Consider the following 24,946-nt stretch of genomic DNA (forward strand, 5'->3'; position numbering starts at 1 on the left):
TCACGATCACGCCGGCCTACTACCTGGTTCTCGGCGCGGTGCTCTTCACGGTCGGCGCGGTCGGGCTCCTGCTCCGCCGGAACATCATCGTGATGTTCATGTGCATCGAGCTGATGCTCAACGCCGTGAACCTGACCTTCGTGGCGTTCGCCAAGGCTCTGAACGACGTCGGAGGGCAGGTCCTCGTCTTCTTCACGCTCGTGGTCGCGGCCGCGGAGGTCGCGGTCGGCCTGGCGATCATCGTGGCGATCTTCCGCCGCCGCCGGGCCGCGACGGCCGACGACCTCCGGATCCTCGAGGGCTGAGCGCATGGGCGCCGGGGGGCTGGGGTGAGCGCGCGCGACGTGCTCGGGCTGGCCGGCATCGTTCCGCTGCTGCCGCTCGTCGGCGCCGCGGTGCTGATGCTGTGCGGCCGACGGCTCGGCCGCCCGGCGGCCGGGTGGCTGGCGACGGCGCTCGTCGGCGCCTCCTTCGCGTGGTCGGGCGCGCTGCTCGCGGCGCTGCTGAGCGTGCCGCCCGAGGCGCGCAGCCGCACCAGCGTCGTGTTCACGTGGCTCGCCGCCGACCAGCTCCACGTCCACATCGGGTTCCTGGCCGACCCGCTCTCGGTGACGTGGTGCCTGCTGGTCACCGGGGTGGGCTCGCTCATCCACCTCTATGCGATCGGCTACCTGCGCGACGACCCGAACTTCGGCCGGTTCTTCGCCTACTTCAACCTGTTCGTCGGCTCGATGCTGCTCCTCGTGCTCGCCGACAACTACCTCCTGACCTTCCTCGGCTGGGAGGGGGTCGGGCTGTGCTCGTACCTGCTGATCTCGTTCTGGTTCGAGCGGCACGCCGCCGCCCTCGGCGGGAAGAAGGCGTTCGTCTACAACCGCGTCGGCGACTTCGGGTTCATGCTGGCGATGTTCCTGCTCATCGCCCAGTTCGGCACCCTCGACTACGGCGCCACCGGCCACGCCGCCGCCCACGCGTCGGGCGGCGTCACGACCGCGGTGGCGCTCCTCCTGTTCCTCGGCTGCGTCGGCAAGAGCGCCCAGCTCCCGCTGTTCCCGTGGCTCACCGACGCGATGGAGGGCCCGACGCCGGTCTCGGCGCTCATCCACGCCGCCACGATGGTCACCGCCGGCGTCTTCCTCGTCTGTCGCGCCCATCCGTTCTTCGACGCCAGCCCCGACGCGCAGACCGTGGTCCTGTGGATCGGCGGCGCCACCGCGCTGCTGGCCGGGACCATCGCCGTGCTGCAGCCCGACATCAAGCGGGTGCTCGCGTACTCGACGATCAGCCAGCTCGGGTTCATGTTCCTGGCCCTCGGCGCGGGCGCCTATACCGCCGCCATCTTCCTCGTCGTCGCGCACGCCTTCTACAAGGGCTGCCTCTTCCTCGGGGCCGGCTCGGTGATCCACGGCAACGCCGAGAACCAGGACCTGCGGACGATGGGCGGGCTCCGCCGGTTCCTGCCGATCACCGCCGCCGGCATGGTCGTCGCCTGGCTGGCGATCGCCGGGGTCCCGCCGTTCGCCGGGTTCTGGGCGAAGGACGCCGTCCTCGAGGGCGCCTTCCTCCGCCACGACTACGGCGCCTGGGTCGTCGGCGTGCTGGCGGCGGTCATGACCGGCCTCTACATGACCCGGCTCATCGTGCTGACCTTCTTCGGCAACGAGCGCTTCCGTGACACCGGCGTGCCGGCGCCGGCGAGCGGCGGGTCCGACGACGACGTCGAGGCCGAGCTCGGCTACGACCCCGACTACGCCCCCACCGTCGTGTTCGGCGAGCCGCCCCGCCCGCCGCGCCTCCACGGCCACGACCCGCACGAGAGCCCGTGGACGATGGCGCTCCCAATCACGGTGCTCGCCCTCCTCTCCCTCGTGGGTGGCCTCCTGAACATCCCGCTGCGGGGGCTGACCTGGCTCGACACCTGGCTGGCGCCGGTGTTCCGCGGGGTGCACCAGCCCGCGCCGTCGTCGTTCGGCGGAGCCGCCGCGCTCACCGCCGCCGCGTTCGGGTTCGGCGCGGCCGGGATCCTGGCCGCGTACCTCGCCTACCGACGGGGGCTGCCAAGCCCGGCCGACGATCCGCTGCAGGACCGGCTCGGCCCCGCCGCCGACGTGCTCGGCCACGGCTACTACTACGACGACACCATCTCGCTCGCCACCGACGGGCCCGTTCGCGCCACGGCCGAGTTCCTCGACCGCGACATCGACCACGGCGTCTTCGACGGGGCCGTGAACGGCACCGCCCGAGTAGTCCGAGAGACCGCCGACGGGCTCCGGCACGTCCAGGACGGGTTCGTCCGCCGCTACGCGGTCGGGATCGCGCTGGGCACGGCCGCGCTCCTCCTCTTCTTTCTCGCCTACGCGGGTCGCTGATGGACTTCCCGATCCTCACCGCCATCATCGCCACGCCGCTGATCGGAGCGGTCGTCGTCCTGCTGGTGCCGTCGCGACGACCGGAGCTCGTGCACGCGGCGGGGTACGCGTTCACGGTCGCAACGCTCGGCCTGACCTGCTGGCTCCTGGCCAACTTCGCCACCAAGCAGGTCTTCTTCCAGTTCGTCGAGAACCGTCCGTGGTTCCCGGGACTCGGGTCCCGCTACATCGTCGGCGTCGACGGGATCAGCCTCTTCATGGTTCTGGCCACCGCGCTGCTCATCCCCGTCGGGCTGCTGGCCTCGCAGCGCTACCCGTCGGCGCGGCCGAAGGCGTACACGGCGTGGTTCCTCCTGCTCGAGTTCTCGCTCCTCGGGATCTTCCTGTCCCTCGACCTGATCATGTTCTTCGTGTTCTGGGAGATCCTGCTGGTCCCGATGTACTTCCTGATCTCGGGGTGGGGTCACGAAAATCGGCAGTACGCGGCGCTGAAGTTCTTTCTCTTCACCGCCGCCGGGTCGGCACTCCTGCTCGCCTGCACGCTGATCCTCGGGTTCCTCCACCAGGCCAGCACCGGGGTCCTGACCTTCGACTACCGGGTCCTCGCGGCCTGGTCGTGGCACGGGCTGTCGTCGACCACCGAGACGCTCCTGTTCCTCGGTTTCATGGCCGCGTTCGCGATCAAGGTGCCGCTCATCCCCGTGCACACCTGGCTCCCGGACGCGCACACCGAGGCGCCCACCGCCGGCTCGGTGGTCCTGGCCGGCGTCATCATCAAGATGGGCGCGTACGGGTTTCTCCGCTTCTCGTTCGAGCTGTTCCCGCACGCATCGGTCGACCTGGCGCCGGTCCTGCTGGTCCTGGGCGTCACGGGCATCCTGTACGGGGCGATCGTCGCCGCGATGCAGAAGAACCTCAAGCGGATCATCGCCTACTCGTCGATCGCCCACATGGGCTTCGTCATCGTCGGGATCTTCTCCCTCACGGTGCTGGGGCTCGACGGCGCGGTGTTCACGATGCTCAGCCATCCCTTGACCACCGGTGCGCTGTTCCTCCTCGTCGGCATGCTCTACGAGCGTCGCCACACCTACGAGATCTCGGACTACGGCGGCGTGTGGCGTCCAGCGCCGATCCTCACCGCGCTCTTCCTCTTCGCGATGTTCGCCGGGATCGGGCTCCCCGGCTTCTCGGGGTTCATCGGCGAGTTCCTGTCCCTGGCCGGGACGTTCGTGTCGCGCCGGCCCTGGGCGATCGCCGGCGCCGTCGGCGTGATCCTCGCCGCCGTCTACATGCTGTGGGCCTTCCAGCGCGCGTTCATGGGCAAGCCGTCGGAGACGACGATGCGACTGCCCGACGTCGGGCTCCGCGAGGTGTGCGTCGTCGCGCCGCTCCTCGCGGTGAGCCTCTTCCTTGGCCTGTACCCGCGGGCCGCCATCGATCGCATCGAGCCGTCCATCAAGCGCAGCATCGTGAACCTCGAGCTCAAGACCAACTTCCGCGAGAAGCGGCCGACGGGGTACGCCAAGACGGCGTTGCCCCCGGGCGTCACGAGCGACGAATCGATCCGCCTCGGTCTGCGGCGATGAGACCACCGATCCTGCACCCGACCGTCAACTGGCTGGCGGTGTCGCCCGAGATCGCGCTCGGTGCCGCCGGCGTGGTCATCGTGATGCTGCGCGGCGTCCTGCGGCGACGCGCCCTCACCACGCCGCTCTGCGTGATCGTCGCGATCTCCGGGACCGTGGCCGCCGGCGCCGTGGAGTACCGGCTCTGGCACCTGCTCCGGCACCACCACGCCATCACGACCGTCGCCGGGATGGTGCGGGTCGACCTCTTCGGCGTGTTCCTCGGCGTGGTCGTCCTCGCCGCCACCATCCTGGCGATCCTGCTGTCGGTGGCATACCTGGGCCGTGAGGGCCTCGAGGCACCCGAGTACCTGGCGCTCATCCTGCTCTCCGCCGCCGGGATGCTGGCGATGACCACGGCCAACGACCTCATCGTCGTGTTCCTCGCGCTCGAGGTCCTCTCGATCCCGCTCTACGTGCTCGCCGCCTTCGACCGTCGACGGCTGAGCTCCCAGGAAGCCGGGATGAAGTACTTCGTGCTCGGGTCGTTCTCGTCGGCGATCTTCCTCTACGGCGTCGCGCTCACGTACGGCGCGACGGGCACGACGTCGCTGACCGGGATCGCCAGCTTCCTGTCTCGCAACACGCTGCTCGACCAGGGCACCCTCCTGGCGGGGATCGCCCTGCTCCTCGTCGGGCTCGGTTTCAAGGTCGCGGCCGTCCCCTTCCACATGTGGACACCCGACGTGTACCAGGGCGCGCCGACGCCGGTGACGTCCTTCATGTCGGCGGCGACGAAGGCCGCCGGCTTCGCCGCGTTGCTGCGCGTCTTCGGCGTCGCCTTCCCGCTCTACCGGAGCGACTGGCGCCCCGCGGCCTGGGCCCTCGCGGTGCTGTCCCTCGTCGTCGGCAGCGTCGCCGCCGTGATCCAGACCGACGTGAAGCGCATCCTGGCCTACTCCTCGATCGCGCACGCCGGGTACGTGCTCATCGGCTTCCAGACCGGCACGTCGCGGGGCCGGGAGGCGTCGCTGCTCTACCTGTTCGTCTACGCCTTCATGACCGTCGGCGCCTTCGCCGTCATCACCGTGGCCGCCCGCCGCGGCGACGACCACCACTCGCTCGACGACTACCGAGGCTTGGCGCTCGACCGGCCCGTCGTCGGGGGGCTCCTGATCTTCTTCGTGCTCGCCCAGGCCGGCGTGCCGTTCACCGGCGGCTTCATCGCCAAGCTCGAGGTGTTCAGCGCCGCCGCCCAGGCCAACCAGTACGGGCTGCTCGTGATCGGGGTCCTGGCCGCGGTGGTCGCCGCCTTCTTCTACCTCCGCATCGCGTTCACCCTGCTCACTCCCGGGCCCGAGCCGGCGAGCTCGAGCGCCGGGCTCCGTCGCGTCGACGTGTGGAGCGGGGCCGTGCTCCTCGCCTGCGCCGCGCTCGTGCTCGTCGTCGGTGTCCTCCCCGGGGCGTTCGTGCACTGGGCGCGCGACGCGACGTTCCTCCTCTGACCGCCGACCGGTCCGGCTCGACGCCGCCGACCGTAGGCTGACCCGGGCGATCGGAGGCCGATTGACCAGCATCGCCGACAGCGCCGAGTGGCGGGCCCTGGCCCGCAACCACGAGCAGCTGCGCGACGTCCACCTCCGCCAGCTGTTCGCCGACGACCCGAGCCGTGGCGAGACGATGGCGCTGGAGCTCGACGACCTGTACCTCGACTACTCGAAGAACCGGCTCACGCCCGAGACGATGACGCTGCTCGCGGCCCTGGCTCGGCGGGCCGGCGTGGAGCAGCTTCGGGACGCCATGTTCGCGGGCGAGCCGATCAACGTCACCGAGCGGCGGTCGGTGCTGCACATCGCGCTGCGGGCGCCGAGGGGCGAGCAGATCTTCGTCGACGGCGTCGACGTCGTCCCGGCAGTCCACCGCGTGCTCGACCGCATGGCCGCGTTCGCCGACCAGGTCCGCGCCGGGACCTGGACCGGCCACACCGGCCGCCGGATCCGCAACGTCGTCAACGTGGGCATCGGCGGCAGCGACCTGGGGCCCCGCATGGCGTACGAGGCGCTCCGGGACTTCAGCGACCGCTCGCTCAGGTTCCGATTCGTGTCGAACGTCGACGACACCGACTTCTTCGAGGCCACCCGAGAGCTGGACCCAGAGGAGACGCTGTTCGTCATCTCGTCGAAGACCTTCACCACCCTCGAGACCATGACGAACGCGCGCACGGCCCGCGAGTGGGCCCTGGCGAGCCTCGGCGACCCGGCCGCCGTCGCGAGGCACTTCGTGGCCGTGTCCACGAACCGGGCCGAGGTGGCCAAGTTCGGGATCGACCCCGCCAACATGTTCGAGTTCTGGGACTGGGTCGGCGGCCGCTACTCCTACGACTCGGCCATCGGGCTGTCGCTGATGGTCGCGGTCGGCCCGGCCGCCTTCCGCGACATGCTCGACGGGCTCCACCGCATCGACGAGCACTTCCGCACCGCACCGATCGAGCGGAACCTCCCGATGACCCTCGGGCTGATCGGGATCTGGTACGACAACCTCTTCGGGGCCGAGACCGTCGCGATCCTCCCGTACGACCAGTACCTGTCACGGCTGCCCGACTACCTCCAGCAGCTCGACATGGAGAGCGACGGCAAGTCCGTGCAACGCGACGGGCAGCCGGTCGAGTGGCAGACCGGGCCGATCCTCTGGGGCCAGCCGGGCACGAACGGTCAGCACGCGTACTACCAGCTCATCCACCAAGGCACGAAGCTCATCCCGTGCGACTTCATCGGCTTCTGCCGTCCTCGTCACCACCTCGGCGACCACCACCGGCTCTTGATGGCCAACCTGTTCGCGCAGCCGCAGGCGCTCGCGTTCGGGAAGACGGCCGAGGAAGTCCGCGCCGAGGGCGTCCCGCCGTACCAGGTCCCGCACCGGACCTTCGCCGGCAACCACCCCACGAACACGATCCTCGTCACCGAGCTGACCCCGAACACGCTCGGGCAGCTCATCGCGCTGTACGAGCACAAGGTGTTCGCCCAGGGCGCGATCTGGAACATCAACTCCTTCGACCAGTGGGGCGTGGAGCTGGGGAAGGAGCTCGCGCGCGCGATCGTGCCGGACCTGGACGCCGAAGCCAGCACGACGTTGCACCACGACTCGTCGACGAACGAGCTGATCCGCCGCTACCGAGGTCGGCTCCGGTGAGCGGGACCGCGCCGCAGCTGTGGCTCATCCGTCACGGCGTGACCGAGTGGAGCGAGACCGGGCGCCACACAGGCCGCACCGACGTTCCGCTGCTGCCGCGGGGCGAGGAGCAGGCGCGTGCGCTCATGCCGCGCCTCTGCGACCACGACTTCGCGCTCGTGCTCACCAGCCCGCGGCAGCGAGCGCGCGTCACGGCCCGCCTCGCCGGCTACCCGAACGCCGAGGTCGACGACGACCTGCGCGAGTGGGACTACGGCGAGTACGAGGGTCGGACCACGGCCGAGATCCGCGAGACCATCCCGGGCTGGACGATCTGGACCGGCGAGGCACCGGGCGGCGAGACGGTCGCCCAGGTCCAGGCCCGAGTGCAGCGGGTCATCCGCCGCTGCGAGGACGGGGACGGCGACGCGCTCCTCTTCGCCCACGCCCACGTCCTCCGGGTGCTCACCGCGGTGTTCCTCGGCTTCGGGCCCCGGGCCGGTGCGCAGTTCGCGCTCGGGACCGCGACCGTCAACGTGCTCGGCCACGAGCGCGAGTACCGGGCCCTGCGGGCCTGGAACGCCTGATCAGCCCCGCCGCCACCACCGCCGACGGGCCCGCCGGCCGCCACCAGCGTCGTAGTCGTCGAGGGCTTGGAGGGCGAGCTTGTGGGCCTCGCGGATCAGCGCCTCGCCACCCGAGTAGTCGAAGAACTCGCGGTCGTCGGGAGGCGCGGGAAGCACCACGACGTCGACGTCGGCCGGCACCCACCGCAGCTCGAGCTCGAAGCGCTGGTCCCGGGAGATGGCGAAGGCGCGAATGGCCACGTCCAGCGGAGAGCGGATGGGGCGGTCGGCGATCGGGTCCGACACGTCGAGCACGAAGATCCGATTCACCGGTCCCGCCAGCGCGTGTGAGATCGGCACCAGGTTCACGACGGCGCCGTCCACGAGCCGGTGCCCGTTCAGCTGCACCGGCGGGAAGACGCCGGGGATCGCCGCGCTCGCCAGCAGCGCCGGCGCGACCGGGCCGGCCACGACGACGATCTCGTCCCCGGTGTCGAGATCGGTCGTGACGACGCGGAGCGGCACCTCGAAGTCGGCGAACTCCCGTGCCGGCTCGGTCGCTCGCGTGACCAACTGGAGCAGCCCGTCGTTCGGGGTCAGGTGGTCGTCGCGGCGCAGCACGTTCCAGGCTCGCTGCAGCGTCCCGCCCGGGAAGATCTGCTCGCCGGTCAGCCCCAGCCAGATCTGCTCGAGCCCGTCCACGACCTCCGGGGTCGGAGCCCGAGCGATCGCCGCCGCGTTCAGCGCCCCCGCCGAGGTCCCGATCAGGACGTCGGGCGTGATGCCGCGTTCGAGCAGCGCGCGCAGCATGCCGACCTGGGCCACACCTTGGTTGGCGCCGCCCGACAGGACGAAGGCGGTCACCGGACCACCTTGGCTTCGCGCTCGTCGCATCTGGCCTCCAGGTCGACTCCCTGCATCGTCGCGCGGCGACGCTCGCGCCACGTTGGTTCAGGGAATGCCGATGCCCGCTGATAGCCTCCGGCTCCGGTGAAGTCCCGGGGGATCGAGAGGGCCGGTTCGCAGTGACCGAGTTCTACCGCCAGTATCTCGCCGTCGCTGTGCTCATCGGGGCCGCCGGCCTGATGTTCGGGGCCATGCTCGGCGTGGGCCGGCTCCTGCGGCCGACGCGACCCCAGCCGGAGAAGTTCATCACCTACGAGGCCGGCTCGGACCCCGTGGGCGGGTGGGGCCAATCGAACGTCCGCTACTACGTCTACGCGCTCCTCTTCGTCATCTTCGACGTCGAGGCGGTGTTCGTGTTCCCCTGGGCGGTCGACCTGAAGACGCTCGACACCTTCGGGCTCATCGAGATGACGATCTTCATCGTGGTCCTGACCCTCGGGCTCGTCTACGCCTGGCGCAAGGGGGTGCTCCGATGGGCCTGATGGACCGCGGCCACCTGCCGAAGCCCCTGACGTGGCTCCTGAACTACAGCCGCAAGTACTCGCTCTGGATGTTCCAATGGGGTCTGGCCTGCTGCGCCATCGAGATGGGCGCGGCGCTCGCCAGCCCGCGGTACGACGTGATGCGCCTCGGGGTCATTCCCTTCCCGGCCAGCCCTCGTCAGGCCGACCTGGTCGTCATCTCCGGCACCGTCACCGACAAGATGTCGCCGTCGATCAAGCGGCTCTACGAGCAGATCCCCGACCCGAAGTACGTCATCTCCATGGGCTCGTGCGCCAACTGCGGGGGCCCGTACTGGGACTCGTATTCGGTGACGAAGGGCGTCGACCAGGTGATCCCGGTCGACGTGTACGTGCCCGGCTGCCCGCCGCGGCCCGAGGCCCTGCTCCAGGGGATTGTGCTGCTCCAGGAGCGGATCCAGCTCGAGGGCGTCGGCAACGACGAGCTCGAGAAGCGTTGGCGTGGGGAGCCGATCGTCGTTGGCTGAGGAGGCTGCCACCGAGGCGACCGAGGAGCCGGCGGCCCCCGACCCCGACCACGAGACGATGCTCGACGCGCTGCGAGCCGGGCTCGGTGCGGACGCGATCGTGGATCACGCCGCGGTGTTCGGGGACCTCGTCGTGCGGGTGGCGCCGAGCGCCTGGAGCGAGGCGGCCGCGGTCGCTCAGGGTGACCTCGGCTGCGACTACCTCTCGTTCATCGCCGGGATCGACTGGGAGCCGGCGCCGAGGGAGGGTGACGAGGCCGGTGGCGACACGTCGGCGCCGGTGCAGCCGACCGAGCGGACCTACGGCGCCGCCGGCTCGGCCGGGCGGCTCCAGGTGTTCGCGCACGTCGAGTCGACGACCGGGCCGCGTGGCCTCACCCTGAAGACCGACGTCGACGAGGCCGCGCCGTCCGTGGCCTCCTGGGTGCCGGTCTACCCCGGCGCGGACTGGCACGAGCGCGAGTGCTGGGAGATGTTCGGCGTCGTCTTCGAGGGGCACCCCTCGCTCCGGCACCTCTACCTCCCGAGCGAGTTCGAGGGTCACCCGCTGCGCAAGGACTTCCCCCTGCTGGCCCGGGTCGTCAAGCCCTGGCCCGGGCTCGTCGACGTCGAGGCCATGCCCGGGGAGGGCGAGCCCACGGCGGTCGACGCCGGTGCCGCGCCCGAGGGCGAGGGCGCGTCGTGAGCACCACCGGGACGCCGCCAGTCTCGGGCCTCGCGGTCGAGCGGTCCTCGCTGCGCCACCTCGCCGACGCCCAGGTCAACGTCGAGCTCGACACCGGCGACATGATCCTGAACCTCGGGCCCCAGCACCCGGCGACGCACGGCACGCTGCGCATCGTGGTCCGGCTCGACGGCGAGCGGGTCGTGAGCGCAGACCCGGTGATCGGCTACATGCACCGTGGCTACGAGAAGCTCACCGAGTTCCGGACCTATCCGCAGATCACGACGCTCATCAACCGCATCGACTGGCTCTCCAGCTTCGCCAACGAGGTCCCCTTCATGGCCGCGGCCGAGGCCTTGATGGGCGTCGAGGCGCCGGCCCGGGCCGTCTACATCCGGACCGTCCTCACCGAGCTGTCGCGGATCGCCACGTTCCTGCTCTTCCTGGGCGAGATGGGGCTCCAGGTCGGCGCGCTCACCCCCGCCTTCTACGGCTTCCGGGACCGTGAGTACGTGCTGAACCTCATCGAGGCCGCCACCGGGGGGCGGTTCCACCCCAACTTCAACCGCATCGGCGGGCTGAAGGACGACCTGCCGTGGGGGTGGATCGCCGAGTGCCGCTCGACGATGAAGGTCGTCCTCGATGCCTGCGACGACTTCGAGGACCTCGTGCTGAAGAACGAGATCTTCGGGGCTCGCACCAAGGGCATCGGCATCATCCCGCCGACGGTCGGGGCCGGCTACGGCGTCTCGGGGTCGAACCTGCGGGCCTCGGGCGTGGACTGGGACCTGCGGCGAGACCGCTCCTACCTCGCGTACCCGGAGCTCGACTTCCAGGTGTGGACCCACCCCGACGGCGACTCGTACTCGCGCTACTGGGTCCGGCTCCAGGAGACGCGCGAGGCCGCACGGATGGTGCTGCAGTGCCTCGACCAGATGCCGAGCGGCCCGGTCATGGCGAAGGTGCCGCGCATCATCAAGGTGCCGGAGGGCGAGATCTGGGTGGAGACCGAGAACCCGCTCGGTCAGATGGGCTACTACGTGATCTCGAAGGGGGCCACGGGTCCGTTCCGGGTCAAGATCCGGTCGGCATCGTTCAGCAACGTCTCGATCCTGCCCTGGCTGCTGCGGGGCGTCTACGTGCCGGACGTCATCACGATCCTGGCGTCCCTCTACTTCATCCTCGGCGACATCGACCGATGAGCACGCTCCCGACGCTGGCGCTCAACATCGGGTGGGGCTCGACGCTGGCCATCAAGACCGTCGTCATCCTCGCCGTCATCCCCCTTGGCGCTCTGATCCTCGGGTACGTCTTCCTCCTGAAGATGATGAGCCACATGCAGAGTCGCCTGGGGCCGATGGACCCCGGAGGCTTCCACGGCTGGTACCAGCTCGTCGGCGACGGCCTGAAGTTCCTCCAGAAGGAGGACGTCATGCCGGCCCAGTCCGACCGGCGGGTCTTCGCCGCCGCGCCGGCGGTGGTGGTGATGTCGACGTTCCTCGTGTTCCTCGTCATCCCGATGGGCCCCGACCTCGTCGTGAAGGATCTCGACGTCGGCGTCTTCTACGCCCTCGCCGTGTCGAGCCTCTCGGTCGTCGGGGTCCTCATGGCGGGATGGGCGAGCGCGAACAAGTACGCGCTCCTCGGCGCCCTGCGGGCTGCGGCCCAGCTCATCGCCTACGAGCTGCCGTTGCTCCTGGCCGTCGTGGGCGTCGTCATCCAGGCCGGCACGATGAGCCTCCAAGGAATCGTCCTGGCCCAGCAACGCGGCTCGATCTTCGGGTGGGGAGGTCTCGGCGAGCCCTTCGTTCTCACCCAGCTCATCGGGTTCGCGCTGTTCCTCGTCGCGTCGCAGGCCGAGCTCACCCAGACGCCCTTCGACATGCCGGTCGCCGAGAGCGAGCTCGTCGCCGGCTACATGGTCGAGTACACGGGCTTTCGATTCCTGTTCTTCTTCATCGGCGAGTTCGGCACCGCGTTCGCGTTCGCCGCGATCGCGGCCACGCTCTTCCTGGGCGGCTGGGCGATCCCGGGCGTCAGCGGCGACTGGGCGAACATCCTCGGCCCGGCGGTGCTCTTCGCCAAGCTCATGGCCGTCGCGTTCCTGATGTTCTGGGTCCGGTTCACCTACCCCCGGCTTCGCGAGGATCAGCTGCAGGCGGTGGCGTGGAAGTACCTGATCCCGCTCGGGCTTGCCAACATTCTCCTGACCGGTGTCTTCAAGGTGGCGTTCTGATGCCGGCGAAGCTGCCCCGCCCGAAGGTCCCGGGTCTCATCGGTGGGCTCGGCGTCACGCTGAAGACCATGCTGCGACCGGCGGTGACGGTCCAGTACCCGCACGAGAAGGAGTCGCCGGCGCCCCGAGCCCGAGGCGTCATCGCGCTGAAGGAGGAGAACTGCACGGTCTGCATGCTCTGTGCTCGGCAGTGTCCCGACTGGTGCATCTACATCGAGGGACACAAGGAGCAGCGGCCGCCGCGCCGTGAGGGAGGGCGGCCTCGCTCGGTGAGCGTGCTCGACCGCTTCGACATCGACTATGCCCTCTGCATGTACTGCGGGATCTGCGTCGAGGTGTGCCCGTTCGACGCGCTGTTCTGGAGCCCCGAGTACGAGTACTCGGAGTTCCAGATCTCGCGTCTGCTCCACGACAAGGTCAAGCTGGGCGAGTGGATGGAGACCGTGCCGGAGCCCGAGCCGCTCGAGGTGGGCGCCGAATCGGGGAAGCGCTAGGCGCACATGTGGGAGCAGCAGGTCGCCTTCTGGATCCTCGCAGTGGCGATCGCCGCGGCGGGGTTCGGAGTCGTCCGGTCCCGGAACATCGTCCACGCCGCGCTGTTCCTCGTCGTCGTCCTGGCCGGTGCCGCCGCGCTCTACATCCTGCTCGCGGCCGAGTTCGTGGCCTGGGTCCAGGTCCTGATCTACATCGGCGCGGTCGTGATCCTGTTCCTGTTCGGCATCATGCTCACCCGCGCGCCGATGGGGATGGCCGGGTCCCGCCTCGACAACGACCAGCGCTGGGGCGCGGTGGTGGTGTCCCTCTTCGTGCTGGGCGTGCTGGTGACCCTCCTCGTCGACGCCTTCGGAGGCAAGCAGATCCACTTCAGCAGCAGGCTCGTCGCGCTGGGCCGGACCGCCACGGTGGGCAAGGACATCTTCCGCGTCTACGTGGTGCCGTTCGAGGTCGTCTCGATGCTCCTGCTGGCCGCGCTCGTCGGGGCCGTCGTCCTCGCCCGGAAGGACTGAGGTGGCGCTCAACGAGTTCCTCATCCTCAGCGCGGTGTTGTTCTGCACCGGCATCTACGGTGTCCTCGCCCGCCGGAACGGGGTGCTGGTCCTGATGAGCGTCGAGCTGATGCTGAACGCCGTCAACATCAACCTCGTGGCGTTCGCGGCGTTCACGAAGAACGTGAGCGGGCAGATCTTCGCGCTGTTCGTGATCACGATCGCCGCCGCCGAGGTTGGGGTCGGCCTGGCCATCGTGTTGCTCATCTACCGGAACCTGCATAGCCCCGACCTCGACGAGATCGATCAGCTGAAGGGCTGACCGCACCGTGCTTCAGAACGCCTGGCTCGTCCCGTCGCTGCCCGCGGCCTCGTTCCTCGCCATCCTGCTGTTCGGCAAGCGGGCGGGGAGGCAGGCGGCCTGGTGGGGGATCGGCGCCGTCGGGGCGTCGTTCGTCGCCGCCTGCGTCGCCGCCGGCCAGTGGATCCAGCGGGTCGACGACGCCACCGGGCGGAGCCAGGGCCTCGCCGCCTTCGCCAAGGGCCTCCCGACCGGTGGGGCGCACACCGTGGTGAGGCCCGTCACCGAGTCGGTCACCTGGTGGCAGAACGGCGGCGTGAAGTTCGGAGTCGGGACGTACGTGGACGGTCTGACGGTCCTGATGCTCGTGGTCGTCACGCTTATCTCGTTGCTCGTCCAGATCTACTCGACCGCCTACATGCGCGGCGACCGCCGCTACACCTGGTACTTCGCCGCGCTGTCGCTCTTCACCGCGTCGATGCTGACGCTGGTCGTGGCCGAGAACACGGTCGAGCTGCTCGTGGGCTGGGAGCTGGTCGGCCTGTGTTCCTTCATGCTGATCGGGCATTGGTGGGAGGAGCCCGAGAACAGCCGAGCCGCCATCAAGGCCTTCCTCACCACCCGGACCGGCGACATCGGGCTGATGATCGGGATCATCGTCCTGTTCTTCGCGGTCGGGTCGTTCGGCGTCGGCGCCACCAACCTGTACGCGAGCGGCAGCCATGCGCACCACGACCTGCTCCTCGCCGCCGCCGTGTGCCTGATGGTCGCCATCATCGGCAAGAGCGGCCAGTTCCCGCTCCACACCTGGCTCCCCGACGCGATGGCCGGACCGACGCCGGTCTCTGCGCTCATCCACGCCGCCACCATGGTCGTGGCCGGCGTCTTCCTCGGCGCCCGCCTCTACCCCGTTCTGTTCAACGGGTTCTCGATCGCCCACGGCGGCGTGAACTTCATGGCGCTGATCGGCGGGGTGACGATCCTCGTCGGCGCGGTGCTGGCCTTCGTGCAGCACGACATCAAGAAGGTGCTGGCGTACTCCACCATCAGTCAGCTCGGGTACATGGTGCTGGCGCTCGGCGTGGGGGCGTGGACCGCGGCGATCTTCCACCTCTTCACGCACGCCTTCTTCAAGGCGCTCCTCTTCCTCGGCGCCGGCTCGGTGAGCCACTCCGCCGGCCATTCGTTCGACATGCGGGAGATGGGCGGGCTCCGGAAGCCGATGCCGATCACGTTCTGGACCTTTGTGATCGGGTCCCTCGCACTGGCCGGGATCTTCCCGCTCGCCGGGTTCTGGTCGAAGGACGAGATCCTGGTGAACGCCGGCGCCAACGGCTACACCGCCTTCCTCGTCCTCGGCTTGATCGGCGCCTTCCTCACCGCCGCGTACATGACCCGGGCCGTCTACCTGACCTTCTTCGGCGAGTTCCGGGGCCACGGGCAACCACACGAGTCGGAGCGGGCGATCACCACCCCGCTCGTCGTCCTCGGCGCGCTGTCGGTCGGCGCAGGCCTCGTCAACGCCGCTCCGCTGGGCCTCGAGAAGATCAAGGACTGGGTCGAGCCCACCTTCGCCTTCCCGAGCATCGGCCACGCCGCCTTCGACTACCCGAAGGCGGTCCTCTCGGTCGGGATCGCGCTGGTGGCGATCGGGGTCGCGGCGTACTACTGGTTCCGGCGCGACGACCTCCCGGCGCTGAGCGGCCTGACCGAGCGCAGCGTGCTGGCGCGCCGGGGCTACACGCTGCTCGTGAACAAGCTCTACCTCGACGACCTGTACGAGAAGGTGATCATCGCGGGGATCCGAGGTCCCGTGGCGCGGATCGCGTACTGGATCGACCAGAACGTGATCGACGGCGTCGTGAACGGCCTCGGCCGCGGTGCCGTCGTCGTCGCCCGCTACACGTACGCCGTCGTGGACCAGCGGCTCGTCGACGGTGCCGTGAACGAGCTGGCGCACGAGGCCGGGGCCGCGGGCGGCGAGCTGAGCCGCGTCCAGTCCGGGCGCCTCCAACGGTACGCGCTGCTGCTCTTCGCCGGTGTGGGCGTGCTGAGCCTCGCCCTGCTCTTGACGAACACGATCTGAAGCGAGGTAACGACAAGCGATGCACTGGTTCGACGACTCAGCGCTGACCCTGGCGGCGTTCATCCCGCTGGCGGGGTTGGCGGCGGTGCTGCTCATCCCCACCGCGCGGGAGCGGGCGATCAAGGTCACCGCCCTGGTGGCGTCGGTCGCGACCGCGCTCGTCGGAGTCGGCATCCTCGCCGACTTCGACTACGGCCACGCCGGGCGCCTCCAGTTCATCATCGACAAGCCGTGGATCTCGGTGATCAAAGCGCGGTACCACATGGGCGTCGACGGGATCGGGCTCCCGCTCCTGATCCTCTCGATGGTCATGGTGGTTGCCTGCGTCGTGTACTCGTGGAACCACTTCCCGGAGCCGCACAGCCCGAAGGCGTTCCTGGCCCTCATCCTCCTCCTCGAGGTCGGGATGAACGGGACCTTCATGGCCCAGGATCTCATCCTCTTCTTCGTCTTCTTCGAGCTCGTCCTGCTGCCGATGTTCTTCATGATCGGGGTCTGGGGTGGCGCGAACCGGCAGTACGCGGCGATCAAGTTCTTCCTCTTCACCCTGTTCGGGTCGGCGCTGATGCTCGTGAGCTTCCTGGCGATCTTCTTCCTGTCGAAGAACCAGACCTTCCAGATGCCCGAGCTCTCGCACCTCGGCGGTGCCGGCATCGCCCACGGCACCCAGGTGCTCGTGTTCGGCGGTCTCTTCCTGGGATTCGCGATCAAGGTGCCGATGTTCCCCTTCCACACCTGGCTGCCCGACGCCCACACCGAGGCCCCGACGGTCGGATCGGTGCTGCTGGCGGCGATCCTGCTGAAGCTCGGCACCTACGGATTCATCCGCATCGCGTTGCCGATCCTGCCGAGCGCGGCCCGGACCTGGGCCCCGTGGCTCGGCCTGCTGGCGGTGATCGGGATCATCTACGGCGCGCTGTGCTGCCTGGCCCAGCGGGACATGAAACGCCTGATCGCCTTCTCGTCGGTGGCCCACATGGGCTTCGTCATGCTCGGCATCGCGACCCTGACGAGCTTCGGGCTGAACGCGGCGGTGTTCGGCATGGTCGCCCACGGGCTCATCACGGGCATGCTCTTCTTCGTCGCCGGCTCGGTCCAGGAGCGCTACGAGACCCGAGAGATGAGCCGGCTCGGCGGGCTGCTCACCCAGGCCCCCCGGCTGGGGTGGATCCTCGGGTTCTGCGCCATGGCGTCGCTCGGGCTTCCCGGCCTCGCCGGGTTCTGGGGCGAGTTCCCGTCGATCCTGTCGTCGTACAACCCCGCCCGCCTGGCCCAGGGCCTCCTGAACGGCGACCACCTCGTCACCTTCCGCGTGTTCATGGTCGTCGCCGCTGTCGGCACCGTGCTCGCGGCCGGCTACCTCCTCTGGATGTACCAGCGGGTCGCCTTCGGCTCGGCCAGCGCCGAGTTCCGGACCGCCCACATCCACGACGTCCACGTCCCGGAGTGGGTGGCCTGGACGCCGCTGCTCCTCCTGATCACCGCGCTCGGCGTCTACCCGAACCTCGTGTTCCACATGAGCAACGGCGCGGTCACGAACGTCAGCCGAGTCTTCGGTGGGTGACCCGTGAACCCGCACGTCGACTTCCACGCCCTCGCGCCCGAGATCGTCCTCACCGCGACGATCATCGTCGTGCTCGTCGTCGACCTCTTCACCGACGATCCCAAGCTCCCGGCCCAGATCTCAAGCTTCGGGATCCTCGGCTCGCTCATCCCGGTGCTCACGCTCGCCGTCGACGGCGGGACCCGCTCGCTGTTCGGCGGCGCGTTCGTGGTGGACGCGTACTCGCTCGTCCTCACGGGGTTCTTCCTCGTGGCCGGGTACGTCACGCTGCTCGTCTCCTTCGACTACATCGGCGAGGGCGACTACTACCAAGGGGAGTACTACGTCCTCCTGCTGACCTCGGTGCTCGGCATGGTCGCCATCACGTCAGCCCGAGACCTCGTGTCGCTCTTCGTCGCGCTCGAGACCCTCACGATCCCGACCTTCGTCCTCGCCGCGTGGCGGAAGCACGACACCAGGTCCAACGAGGCCGGCATCAAGTACTTCCTGATCGGCGTGCTGTCCTCGGCCGTCATGCTCTACGGCATGTCGATCATCTTCGGGCTCGCGAACTCGACCGTCCTCATCGACATCCACCGCTATGCGAGCGGCAGCACGCCAACCCTCTTCGCGGTCGCGGTCTTCCTCACGCTGGTTGGGTTCGCCTTCAAGGTGAGCGCCGTCCCCTTCCACTTCTGGGCCCCGGACACCTACGAGGGCGCGCCGACACCCGTGACCGCGTTCCTGTCCGTCGCCTCGAAGGCCGGAGGGTTCGTGGCCCTGCTGACCATCGTGCGGTTCGGGTTCTTCCCGTCCGGCGACTCGTGGCAGCCGGCGTTGTGGGTGCTCGCGGCGGCGTCGATGACGCTCGGGAACCTCGCCGCGCTGCGGCAGACGAACGTGGTCCGCATGCTCGCCTACTCCTCGGTGGCGCAGGGCGGGTTCATCCTCGTGCCCCTCGCGGTCGCCGGCGACGTCCACGGCAACAGCGCCTGGCAAGCCGTCATCATCTACATCCTCATCTACGGCGCCATGAACTTGGGCGCCTTCGCGGCCGTGATCGCCGCCGCCCGCCGCACCCGATCGGCGGAGATCCCGAGCTACGCCGGGCTCGGCCGCACCAGCCCCGCCGTCGCGGTCATGTTCACGCTGTTCCTGTTCTCGCTGGCCGGCGTGCCACCGCTCGCGGGCTGGTTCGCCAAGTTCGTGATGTTCCGCGCCGTGTTCGACGCCAACACCACCGCCGCCGTGGTGCTCGGCGTCATTGCGGCCGTCAACTCCGTGATCGCGTTCTTCTACTACGCGGGCGTCGCACGCCGGTTCTGGTTCGAGGAGCCCTCCGACGGTGTCGCCCCGGCCACGGCCCGCGTGCCCGTCGGGCTGGGCGCGGCCATGGCCCTCATGACGGCCGTGATCCTCGTCGTCGGCGTGTATCCCCAGTTCTTCGCCCGCCTCGGTGAGCTTGCGTTCCAGCGGGGATGACCCGCCTCGGCCCGGTCCGAGGTCCTCGTAGCGGCGCCGTGTCCGAGGTCGGCCCCGCCCCGCAGCTGCGCGAGCGCATCCGCCGAGCCGGGCCGATCCCGTTCGCCGACTTCCAGGCCGCCGCCCTCGACGCCTTCTTCGCCCACCGCGGCGCTGGCCGCGCCGGCCGCGACTTCGTGACCAGCCCGGAGGTCGGGCCGCTCTTCGGCGCGCTCGTGGCGCGGGCGCTCGACGAGACCTGGGTGCGGCTGGGCCAGCCCGATCCCTTCGTGTTCGTCGACGCCGGCGGCGGCCGGGGCCGGCTGGTGGCCGACGTCCTGCGGGCCGAGCCGGCGTGCGCGCCGGCGCTGCGGGCCGTGCTCGTCGAGCGGTCCGCCACCCTGCGGGCCGACGCCCGCGCCCTCCTCGCGCTCGAGCCCCCGGCGGTCGCGCTCGGTGCGTTCGCGGCCACGACGCGCGACGAGCCGCCCGAGCCGGTGGCCGGCACCGGGCCCGTGGTCACTGTCCTCGACGACCTGCCCGACCTCCCACTGACCGGGGTCGTCGTCGCGAACGAGCTCCTCGACAACCTGCCCGTGCGCGTCGTCGAGCGGGGCCCCGGCACCTGGCGGGAGGTGCGCGTCGGGCTCGCCGACGGCGCCTTCATGGAGGTGCTCGTCGACGCCTCGGCCGAGCTCGGTGTTGCGGCCGACGAGCTGACCGCGGGCGTCACGCCGCGCCCGGGGGAGCGCGTGCCGGTCCCGGTCGGAGCGGCGGGCTGGCTCGAGCGCAGCGCGACGACGCTTCGGCGCGGCGAGCTCTGGGTCGTCGACTACGCCGACGACACCGCCGGCCTGCTGGCCCGTGGGCCCCACGGGCCGTCCGGGTGGCTGCGCACGTACCGGGGCCACGGGCGCGGCAGCGACCCGCTCGACGCGCCGGGCGCGCAGGACATCACCACCGACGTCCCGCTCGGGTGGCTGCGGCGCGCCGCCCTCCGAGCCGGCTACGCGGTGGCCCTCGACACGAGGCAGACGGAGTGGCTCCGCAGCCTCGGCATCGATGCGCTCGTCGACGAGGGCCGGCGCCGCTGGGACGCTCGGGCCCACCTCGGGGACCTCGAGGCCGTCGCCGGGCGCAGCCGGTCCGTGGAGGCGAGCGCGCTCACCGATCCCTCCGGCCTCGGTGGACACCGAGTCGTCGTCCTCGCCCGCACCTGACCCGTCGACGACCTCGCACAGCCGCGCTGGCCCGGAGCGCGTCGCGTTAGCCTCGCCGCGCACACCGAGGGGGACGCGCATGCCGGAGACGATCGAGTCGCTGCTCGCCGAGGGCCGGACGTTTCGACCCCCGGCCGAGTTCAAGCGCGACGCGCTCGTGACCGGCGTCGAGATCTACGAGGAGGCCGACCGCGACCTCGAGGGCTTCTGGGCTCGACAGGCGGCCGAGCTGCTCGACTGGTCCGAGGAGTGGCACACGATCCTGGAGTGGGACCTGCCGTTCGCGAAGTGGTTCGTGGGCGGGAAGCTGAACGCGACCCACAACTGCCTCGACCGCCACGTCGCCGCCGGCCACGGCGGGCAGGTCGCCTATCACTGGGAGGGCGAGCCGGGCGACACGCGCACGATCACGTACTCGGAGCTGCTCGAGGAGGTCTGCCGCCTCGCCAACGCGCTGCGCGAGCTCGGGGTGCGGAAGGGGGACCGCGTCAACATCTACCTGGGCATGGTTCCCGAGCTGCCCGTCTCCTTGCTCGCCTGCGCCCGGATCGGCGCGCCCCACTCGGTCGTGTTCGGGGGCTTCTCCTCCGACTCCCTCCGCGACCGCATCAACGACGCCGAGGCCAAGGTCCTGATCACCGGCGACGGCGCCTGGCGGCGCGGCAGCGTCGTCCCCCTCAAGGAGACCGCGGACGTCGCCCTGGCCGACTGCCCGACGATCGAGCGGGTGCTCGTGCTCCGCCGCACCGGCCAGGACGGCGTCGCCATGCGCGACGGGCGCGACGTCTGGTGGGACGACGTGGTCCCCCGCCAGTCGTCGACCTGCCCGGCCGAGGTCATGGACGCCGAGGACCTCCTCTATCTCCTGTACACGAGCGGGACGACGGCCAAGCCCAAGGGGATCATGCACACGACGGGCGGGTACCTGACCCAGGTCGCGTTCACCCACCGCTACGTGTTCGACCTGAAGCCCGAGACCGACGTGTACTGGTGCGCGGCCGACGTCGGCTGGGTGACCGGCCACTCGTACATCGTGTACGGACCGCTCGCGAACCGGGCCACCAGCGTCCTCTACGAGGGCACGCCCGACTTCCCCGACAAGGACCGGCTCTGGCGGATCGTCGAGCGCTACCGCGTGACGACCCTCTACACGGCGCCGACGGCCATCCGCACGTTCATGAAGTGGGGTCCCGAGTTCCCGGGACGGCGCGACCTGTCGTCGCTGCGCCTGCTCGGCACCGTCGGGGAGCCGATCAACCCCGAGGCCTGGGTCTGGTACTGGCAGCACATCGGCGGGGGGCGATGCCCGGTCGTCGACACGTGGTGGCAGACGGAGACGGGCGCCATCATGATCAGCCCGCTGCCCGGCGCGACCACGCTCAAGCCCGGCAGCGCCACGTTCCCCCTCCCGGGCATCGGCGCCGACGTGGTGAACGACGCCGGCGCGGCGGTTCCGATCCCCGGCGGCGGCTACCTCGCGCTCACCCGGCCGTGGCCGGCGATGCTACGGGGCATCTGGGGCGACCCGCAGCGGTACCGCGACACCTACTGGTCGCGCTTCGAAGGCCGGTACTTCGCCGGCGACGGCGCCAAGCGCGACGAGGACGGCTACTTCTGGTTGCTCGGGCGGGTCGACGACGTGATGCTGGTCTCCGGCCACAACATCTCCACCGCCGAGGTGGAGCACGCCCTGGTCGGCCACCCCGCGGTGGCCGAGGCCGCCGTCGTCGGGCGGGCCGACGCCACGACGGGCCAGGCGATCGCCGCGTTCGTCACCTTGCGCTCCGGCACCGAGCCGAGCGACGAGCTCGTCGAGGCGCTGCGGGCCCACGTCGCGCACACCATCGGCCCCATCGCCCGACCCCAGTCGATCCTGTTCACCGAGGACCTGCCGAAGACCCGCTCGGGCAAGATCATGCGGCGGCTGCTCCGCAACGTCAGTGAGGACGAGGCCCTCGGCGACACGACGACGCTGGCGGACCCGACGGTCGTGGAGGGGATCAAGGCGCGGTACCTGGCGAGCCAGGCCGCCGGCGACGACGAGTGACCGGCCCGCCGGGCCACTGGACCTGGCGCGAGGGGTCCGTCCCTCCCGGCCGGGCCGCCGTGGTGGACCTCGACGGCGTCCTCTCCGACGCCGCCAGCCGCCAGCACTACCTCGAGGCCCCGGTGCAGGACTGGCGGGCGTTCTTCGACGCCTGCGCGGACGACCCGGTCATCGAGGAGGTCCGCGTGCTCCTCGACCTCCTGGACCCGGCGCTGCGCATCGTGCTGCTCACCGCCCGTCCCGGGCGGATCCACCACCTGACCGAGGCCTGGCTCCGGCGGTACCGAATCCGCTGGGACCTGCTCGTCATGCGCAGCGCCGGCGCCTACGAGCTGTCGCGCGAGTTCAAGCAGGCCGCGGTGGGGGACCTCCGGCGGTACGGCTTCGACCTCCGGCTCGCCATCGAGGACGACCGCCGCAACGTGGCGATGTTCCGGGCCGAGGGGGTCCCGTGCCTCTACGTCCACTCCGGCTACTACGACTGAGGGAACGAGCGGGGGGTCGGTAGCGTTCACGTCGGTGAAGGGCCGCACCCAGCGGCCACTCGAGGTGAAGGATGCTGCGGAACACCCTGAAGACCACCGTCCTCCTGGCCGCCCTCGGCGCGTTGTTCCTGGGGATCGGCGCCGCGCTCGGCGGCACCGGTGGGCTCGCCATCGGCCTCCTGCTCGGCCTCGCCTTCGCCGGCGGCTCCTACTGGTTCAGCGACACGCTGGCCATCAAGGCGGCGCGGGCGAAGCCGGTCACGCGGGAGGAGGCCCCCCGGCTCTACGCCATCGTCGAGGACCTGGCCCAGCGCGCCGGCATCCCCATGCCGCGCCTCTACGTCTCACCCGAGCGGCAGCCCAACGCCTTCGCGACCGGCCGCAACGAGCACCACGCGGCCGTGTGCTGCACCCAGGGGATCCTCCAGGTGCTCGACGACGACGAGCTGCGCGGCGTGCTCGCCCACGAGCTGTCCCACGTGCGCAACCACGACATCCTGATCAGCTCCGTCGCGGCCTCGGTCGCCCTGGCCATCATGTTCCTCGCCCGCCTCGCCATGTTCGGCGCCATCTTCGGCGGCGGGGGCGGCGGGCGTGACGGGGAGGGCAATATCTTCGGCCTGCTGGCCATGTTGATCCTGGCCCCGATCGCCGCCATCGTCGTGCAGATGGCCCTCTCCCGGTCCCGCGAGTACCAGGCCGACGCCAGCGGCGCCCACCTGCTCCACGACGGCGAGCCCCTGGCCCGGGCCCTCGAGAAGATCGAGGCGTACGCCAAGCAGGTCCCGATGAACGTGAGCCCGGCCGAGGCGACGGCGTACATCATCAACCCGCTCACCGGACGCCGGGTCAGCTTCGCCGGCCTCTTCTCGACCCACCCGCCGACGGCGGAGCGCGTCGCGCGCCTGCGTCAGGAGACCTGGTAGGCGGCGCCCTCAGTCCCGCTGGTTCGTGAACTGCAGCGGGATCCCGAAGTCGTGCTCCCGCATGGCCTGGATGGCCGCCTGCAGGTCGTCCCTCTTCTTGCCGCTGATCCGCAGCTGGTCGCCCTGCACCTGGTGTGAGACGCCCTTCAGGTTCAGGCCCTTGAGGAACTTCCCGATCTCCCGGGCCTTGTCCTGGTTGATCCCGACGTTGAGCGCGACCACCTGGCGGACCCGTCCCTTCGACGCCTCCTCCACCTTGCCGTAGGCGAGGGCCTTCAGCGACACCTTGCGCCGCACGAGCTTTTCCTCGAGCACCTGCGTGAGGGCGCGCAGCCGCTGGTCGCTCTCGGTGTGCAGCTCGATGGACGCGGCCTGGAGCGCCACCGACGAATCGGTCCCCTTGAAGTCGAAGCGCGTGGAGATCTCGCGCGAGGTCTGGTCGACGGCGTTGCGCACCTCTTGCATGTCGACCTGCGAGACGACGTCGAACGTCGGCATCGCTCTCCCCCTCGAAGCGGAATCGGCGACTGGTATCGTACGCGGACCTGGGGTCGGTGCCCGAGTGGCCAAAGGGAACGGTCTGTAAAACCGTCGCGCAAGCTTCGCTGGTTCGAATCCAGCCCGGCCCACGCTCCGCCCCCGAGACCTCGGCGCTGGCGCGCCGGCATCGGCGCGGGCGGACGCTCTCGATCACATCCCGAGCTCGGCGGCCAGGGCTCGGGCCACCTCGTCGAGCGCGCCGTCGACGCCTCCGGTCCTCACAGCATGCGCTGCATCAGGACCACGTCGAGCCAGCGGCCGAACTTGCGGCCGACCTCGTGCTCGGTCCCCGCGTAGGCGAAGCCGCAGGCCGCGTGCAGCGCGATGGACGTCTCGTGGCCCCCCACGATGCGAGCGATGACGCTGTGGAACCCGTGGGCTCGGGCGTGACGGACGAGGTCCTCGAGCAGCACCCGGCCGTAGCCGCGGCCCCGGTGGTCCCGGTGGACGTAGACCGAGTCCTCGACGGTCGGTGCGTAGGCGGGCCGCGGCCGGTACGGGGACAGGGAACCGAAGCCGACGACGGTGGCCGACTCGTCGACCGCCACCACCGCGGTGTGGGCGCCGGTGTGCTCGGCGATCCACGCCCGCTGCTCATCGAGCGTGCGCTCTCGCATGTCGAACGTCACCGTTGACTCGAGCACCTCACGGTTGTAGATGCCGCGCGTGGAGTCCGCGTCGCGTGGCTCCACCAACCGCACGCTGACTCCCACCGGGCGGAACGTAGCCGGTTGCTATCCTCTACGCGACGCCCCCTTAGCTCAGTCGGCAGAGCACTTCCATGGTAAGGAAGGGGTCTACGGTTCGAGTCCGTAAGGGGGCTCGGCGGTGTAGCTCAGTTGGCAGAGCACGCGGCTCATAATCGCGGCGTCGCGGGTTCGAGTCCCGC

General features: G+C 70.2%; 24 protein-coding genes and 2 tRNA genes. 23 read left to right on the forward strand and 3 right to left on the reverse strand.

The window, feature by feature from the left end:
- The first annotated feature begins 5 nt into the window (after positions 1–5).
- From nuoK (VG869_13380) to VG869_13405, 6 genes are all read left to right on the forward strand, one after another.
- Entirely contained in the window at positions 6–305 is a 300-nt protein-coding gene (gene nuoK, locus VG869_13380; protein ID HEV3452178.1) for an NADH-quinone oxidoreductase subunit NuoK, read from the forward strand.
- 24 nt (positions 306–329) lie between these two features.
- Complete coding sequence (gene nuoL, locus VG869_13385) at positions 330–2,369, forward strand: NADH-quinone oxidoreductase subunit L (protein ID HEV3452179.1); 2,040 nt, start codon at positions 330–332, stop codon at positions 2,367–2,369.
- Complete coding sequence (locus VG869_13390; protein ID HEV3452180.1) at positions 2,369–3,955, forward strand: NADH-quinone oxidoreductase subunit M; 1,587 nt, start codon at positions 2,369–2,371, stop codon at positions 3,953–3,955. Before nuoL (VG869_13385) ends, VG869_13390 begins: the two co-directional genes overlap by 1 nt.
- Positions 3,952–5,439: an NADH-quinone oxidoreductase subunit N gene (locus VG869_13395; protein HEV3452181.1), complete on the forward strand. Its 1,488-nt coding sequence runs from the start codon at positions 3,952–3,954 to the stop codon at positions 5,437–5,439. The genes VG869_13390 and VG869_13395 overlap by 4 nt, the downstream gene beginning before the upstream one ends.
- 61 nt (positions 5,440–5,500) lie before the next feature.
- On the forward strand, positions 5,501–7,123 hold the full coding sequence (pgi, locus tag VG869_13400; GenBank protein ID HEV3452182.1) for a glucose-6-phosphate isomerase: 1,623 nt from the start codon (positions 5,501–5,503) through the stop codon (positions 7,121–7,123).
- The gene (locus tag VG869_13405) at positions 7,120–7,689 is read left to right on the forward strand and encodes a histidine phosphatase family protein (protein ID HEV3452183.1); all 570 of its coding nucleotides are present in this window, start codon (positions 7,120–7,122) and stop codon (positions 7,687–7,689) included. The genes pgi and VG869_13405 overlap by 4 nt, the downstream gene beginning before the upstream one ends.
- Here the strand turns inward: VG869_13405 and VG869_13410 are convergent, their stop codons facing one another.
- Positions 7,690–8,532 (reverse strand): patatin-like phospholipase family protein, encoded by an 843-nt coding sequence (locus VG869_13410; GenBank protein HEV3452184.1) that lies wholly within the window; start codon positions 8,530–8,532, stop codon positions 7,690–7,692.
- A 161-nt stretch (positions 8,533–8,693) separates the two neighbouring features.
- Between VG869_13410 and ndhC the strand changes: the two genes are divergently transcribed.
- From ndhC to VG869_13485, 15 genes are all read left to right on the forward strand, one after another.
- Positions 8,694–9,056, forward strand: coding sequence for an NADH-quinone oxidoreductase subunit A (ndhC, locus tag VG869_13415; GenBank protein ID HEV3452185.1), 363 nt, complete (start codon positions 8,694–8,696; stop codon positions 9,054–9,056).
- Positions 9,047–9,562, forward strand: a complete 516-nt coding sequence (nuoB, locus tag VG869_13420; GenBank protein ID HEV3452186.1) for an NADH-quinone oxidoreductase subunit NuoB — start codon at positions 9,047–9,049, stop codon at positions 9,560–9,562. Before ndhC ends, nuoB begins: the two co-directional genes overlap by 10 nt.
- Entirely contained in the window at positions 9,537–10,247 is a 711-nt protein-coding gene (locus VG869_13425) for an NADH-quinone oxidoreductase subunit C (protein ID HEV3452187.1), read from the forward strand. Before nuoB ends, VG869_13425 begins: the two co-directional genes overlap by 26 nt.
- Before the next feature lie 101 nt (positions 10,248–10,348).
- Positions 10,349–11,428 (forward strand): NADH-quinone oxidoreductase subunit D, encoded by a 1,080-nt coding sequence (locus tag VG869_13430; protein ID HEV3452188.1) that lies wholly within the window; start codon positions 10,349–10,351, stop codon positions 11,426–11,428.
- On the forward strand, positions 11,425–12,462 hold the full coding sequence (locus tag VG869_13435) for a complex I subunit 1 family protein (GenBank protein HEV3452189.1): 1,038 nt from the start codon (positions 11,425–11,427) through the stop codon (positions 12,460–12,462). Before VG869_13430 ends, VG869_13435 begins: the two co-directional genes overlap by 4 nt.
- Positions 12,462–12,956 carry an NADH-quinone oxidoreductase subunit I gene (locus VG869_13440; GenBank protein ID HEV3452190.1) on the forward strand — a complete coding sequence of 165 codons (495 nt, stop codon included), beginning with the start codon at positions 12,462–12,464 and terminating at the stop codon, positions 12,954–12,956. Before VG869_13435 ends, VG869_13440 begins: the two co-directional genes overlap by 1 nt.
- 6 nt (positions 12,957–12,962) lie before the next feature.
- Positions 12,963–13,469, forward strand: coding sequence for an NADH-quinone oxidoreductase subunit J (locus VG869_13445; GenBank protein ID HEV3452191.1), 507 nt, complete (start codon positions 12,963–12,965; stop codon positions 13,467–13,469).
- Position 13,470: 1 nt separating this feature from the next.
- A complete protein-coding gene (gene nuoK, locus VG869_13450; protein ID HEV3452192.1) occupies positions 13,471–13,770 on the forward strand; it encodes an NADH-quinone oxidoreductase subunit NuoK in 300 nt (99 codons plus the stop codon).
- Between the two features lie 7 nt (positions 13,771–13,777).
- Positions 13,778–15,835 carry an NADH-quinone oxidoreductase subunit L gene (gene nuoL, locus VG869_13455; protein HEV3452193.1) on the forward strand — a complete coding sequence of 686 codons (2,058 nt, stop codon included), beginning with the start codon at positions 13,778–13,780 and terminating at the stop codon, positions 15,833–15,835.
- 19 nt (positions 15,836–15,854) lie between these two features.
- Complete coding sequence (locus VG869_13460; GenBank protein ID HEV3452194.1) at positions 15,855–17,399, forward strand: NADH-quinone oxidoreductase subunit M; 1,545 nt, start codon at positions 15,855–15,857, stop codon at positions 17,397–17,399.
- 3 nt (positions 17,400–17,402) lie between these two features.
- Positions 17,403–18,860, forward strand: a complete 1,458-nt coding sequence (locus VG869_13465; GenBank protein HEV3452195.1) for an NADH-quinone oxidoreductase subunit N — start codon at positions 17,403–17,405, stop codon at positions 18,858–18,860.
- Positions 18,861–18,898: 38 nt separating this feature from the next.
- Positions 18,899–20,059: a class I SAM-dependent methyltransferase gene (locus tag VG869_13470; GenBank protein HEV3452196.1), complete on the forward strand. Its 1,161-nt coding sequence runs from the start codon at positions 18,899–18,901 to the stop codon at positions 20,057–20,059.
- A gap of 79 nt (positions 20,060–20,138) precedes the next feature.
- Complete coding sequence (acs, locus tag VG869_13475) at positions 20,139–22,106, forward strand: acetate--CoA ligase (GenBank protein HEV3452197.1); 1,968 nt, start codon at positions 20,139–20,141, stop codon at positions 22,104–22,106.
- Positions 22,103–22,591 (forward strand): hypothetical protein, encoded by a 489-nt coding sequence (locus VG869_13480; GenBank protein HEV3452198.1) that lies wholly within the window; start codon positions 22,103–22,105, stop codon positions 22,589–22,591. The genes acs and VG869_13480 overlap by 4 nt, the downstream gene beginning before the upstream one ends.
- Positions 22,592–22,662: 71 nt before the next feature.
- The gene (locus tag VG869_13485; protein ID HEV3452199.1) at positions 22,663–23,517 is read left to right on the forward strand and encodes a zinc metalloprotease HtpX; all 855 of its coding nucleotides are present in this window, start codon (positions 22,663–22,665) and stop codon (positions 23,515–23,517) included.
- 9 nt (positions 23,518–23,526) lie between these two features.
- Here VG869_13485 and VG869_13490 read toward each other — a convergent pair whose 3' ends face one another.
- Complete coding sequence (locus VG869_13490; protein ID HEV3452200.1) at positions 23,527–24,015, reverse strand: YajQ family cyclic di-GMP-binding protein; 489 nt, start codon at positions 24,013–24,015, stop codon at positions 23,527–23,529.
- 50 nt (positions 24,016–24,065) lie between these two features.
- On the opposite strand from VG869_13490, the gene VG869_13495 reads away from it, so the two are divergent.
- A tRNA-Tyr gene (locus VG869_13495) sits at positions 24,066–24,146 on the forward strand.
- Positions 24,147–24,275: 129 nt separating this feature from the next.
- On the opposite strand, the gene VG869_13500 is transcribed toward VG869_13495, so the two are convergent.
- Positions 24,276–24,749: a GNAT family N-acetyltransferase gene (locus VG869_13500; protein ID HEV3452201.1), complete on the reverse strand. Its 474-nt coding sequence runs from the start codon at positions 24,747–24,749 to the stop codon at positions 24,276–24,278.
- 58 nt (positions 24,750–24,807) lie between these two features.
- Here VG869_13500 and VG869_13505 point away from each other — a divergent pair.
- Positions 24,808–24,880: transfer RNA gene (locus tag VG869_13505), tRNA-Thr, on the forward strand.
- The last annotated feature ends 66 nt before the right edge of the window (positions 24,881–24,946 follow it).

The sequence above is a fragment of the Acidimicrobiia bacterium genome (assembly GCA_035948415.1).
Classification (GTDB): Bacteria; Actinomycetota; Acidimicrobiia; order IMCC26256; family PALSA-555; genus PALSA-555.

What these genes read in the sequence shown, in the direction of transcription:
- VG869_13490 (HEV3452200.1), bottom strand. Translation starts at nt 24,015, where the DNA reads ATGCCGACGTTCGACGTCGTCTCGCAGGTCGACATGCAAGAGGTGCGC.
- VG869_13485 (HEV3452199.1), top strand. Translation starts at nt 22,663, where the DNA reads ATGCTGCGGAACACCCTGAAGACCACCGTCCTCCTGGCCGCCCTCGGC.
- nuoB (HEV3452186.1), top strand. Translation starts at nt 9,047, where the DNA reads ATGGGCCTGATGGACCGCGGCCACCTGCCGAAGCCCCTGACGTGGCTC.
- VG869_13445 (HEV3452191.1), top strand. Translation starts at nt 12,963, where the DNA reads ATGTGGGAGCAGCAGGTCGCCTTCTGGATCCTCGCAGTGGCGATCGCC.
- VG869_13435 (HEV3452189.1), top strand. Translation starts at nt 11,425, where the DNA reads ATGAGCACGCTCCCGACGCTGGCGCTCAACATCGGGTGGGGCTCGACG.
- VG869_13395 (HEV3452181.1), top strand. Translation starts at nt 3,952, where the DNA reads ATGAGACCACCGATCCTGCACCCGACCGTCAACTGGCTGGCGGTGTCG.
- VG869_13390 (HEV3452180.1), top strand. Translation starts at nt 2,369, where the DNA reads ATGGACTTCCCGATCCTCACCGCCATCATCGCCACGCCGCTGATCGGA.
- VG869_13460 (HEV3452194.1), top strand. Translation starts at nt 15,855, where the DNA reads ATGCACTGGTTCGACGACTCAGCGCTGACCCTGGCGGCGTTCATCCCG.
- VG869_13440 (HEV3452190.1), top strand. Translation starts at nt 12,462, where the DNA reads ATGCCGGCGAAGCTGCCCCGCCCGAAGGTCCCGGGTCTCATCGGTGGG.
- acs (HEV3452197.1), top strand. Translation starts at nt 20,139, where the DNA reads ATGCCGGAGACGATCGAGTCGCTGCTCGCCGAGGGCCGGACGTTTCGA.
- VG869_13430 (HEV3452188.1), top strand. Translation starts at nt 10,349, where the DNA reads ATGATCCTGAACCTCGGGCCCCAGCACCCGGCGACGCACGGCACGCTG.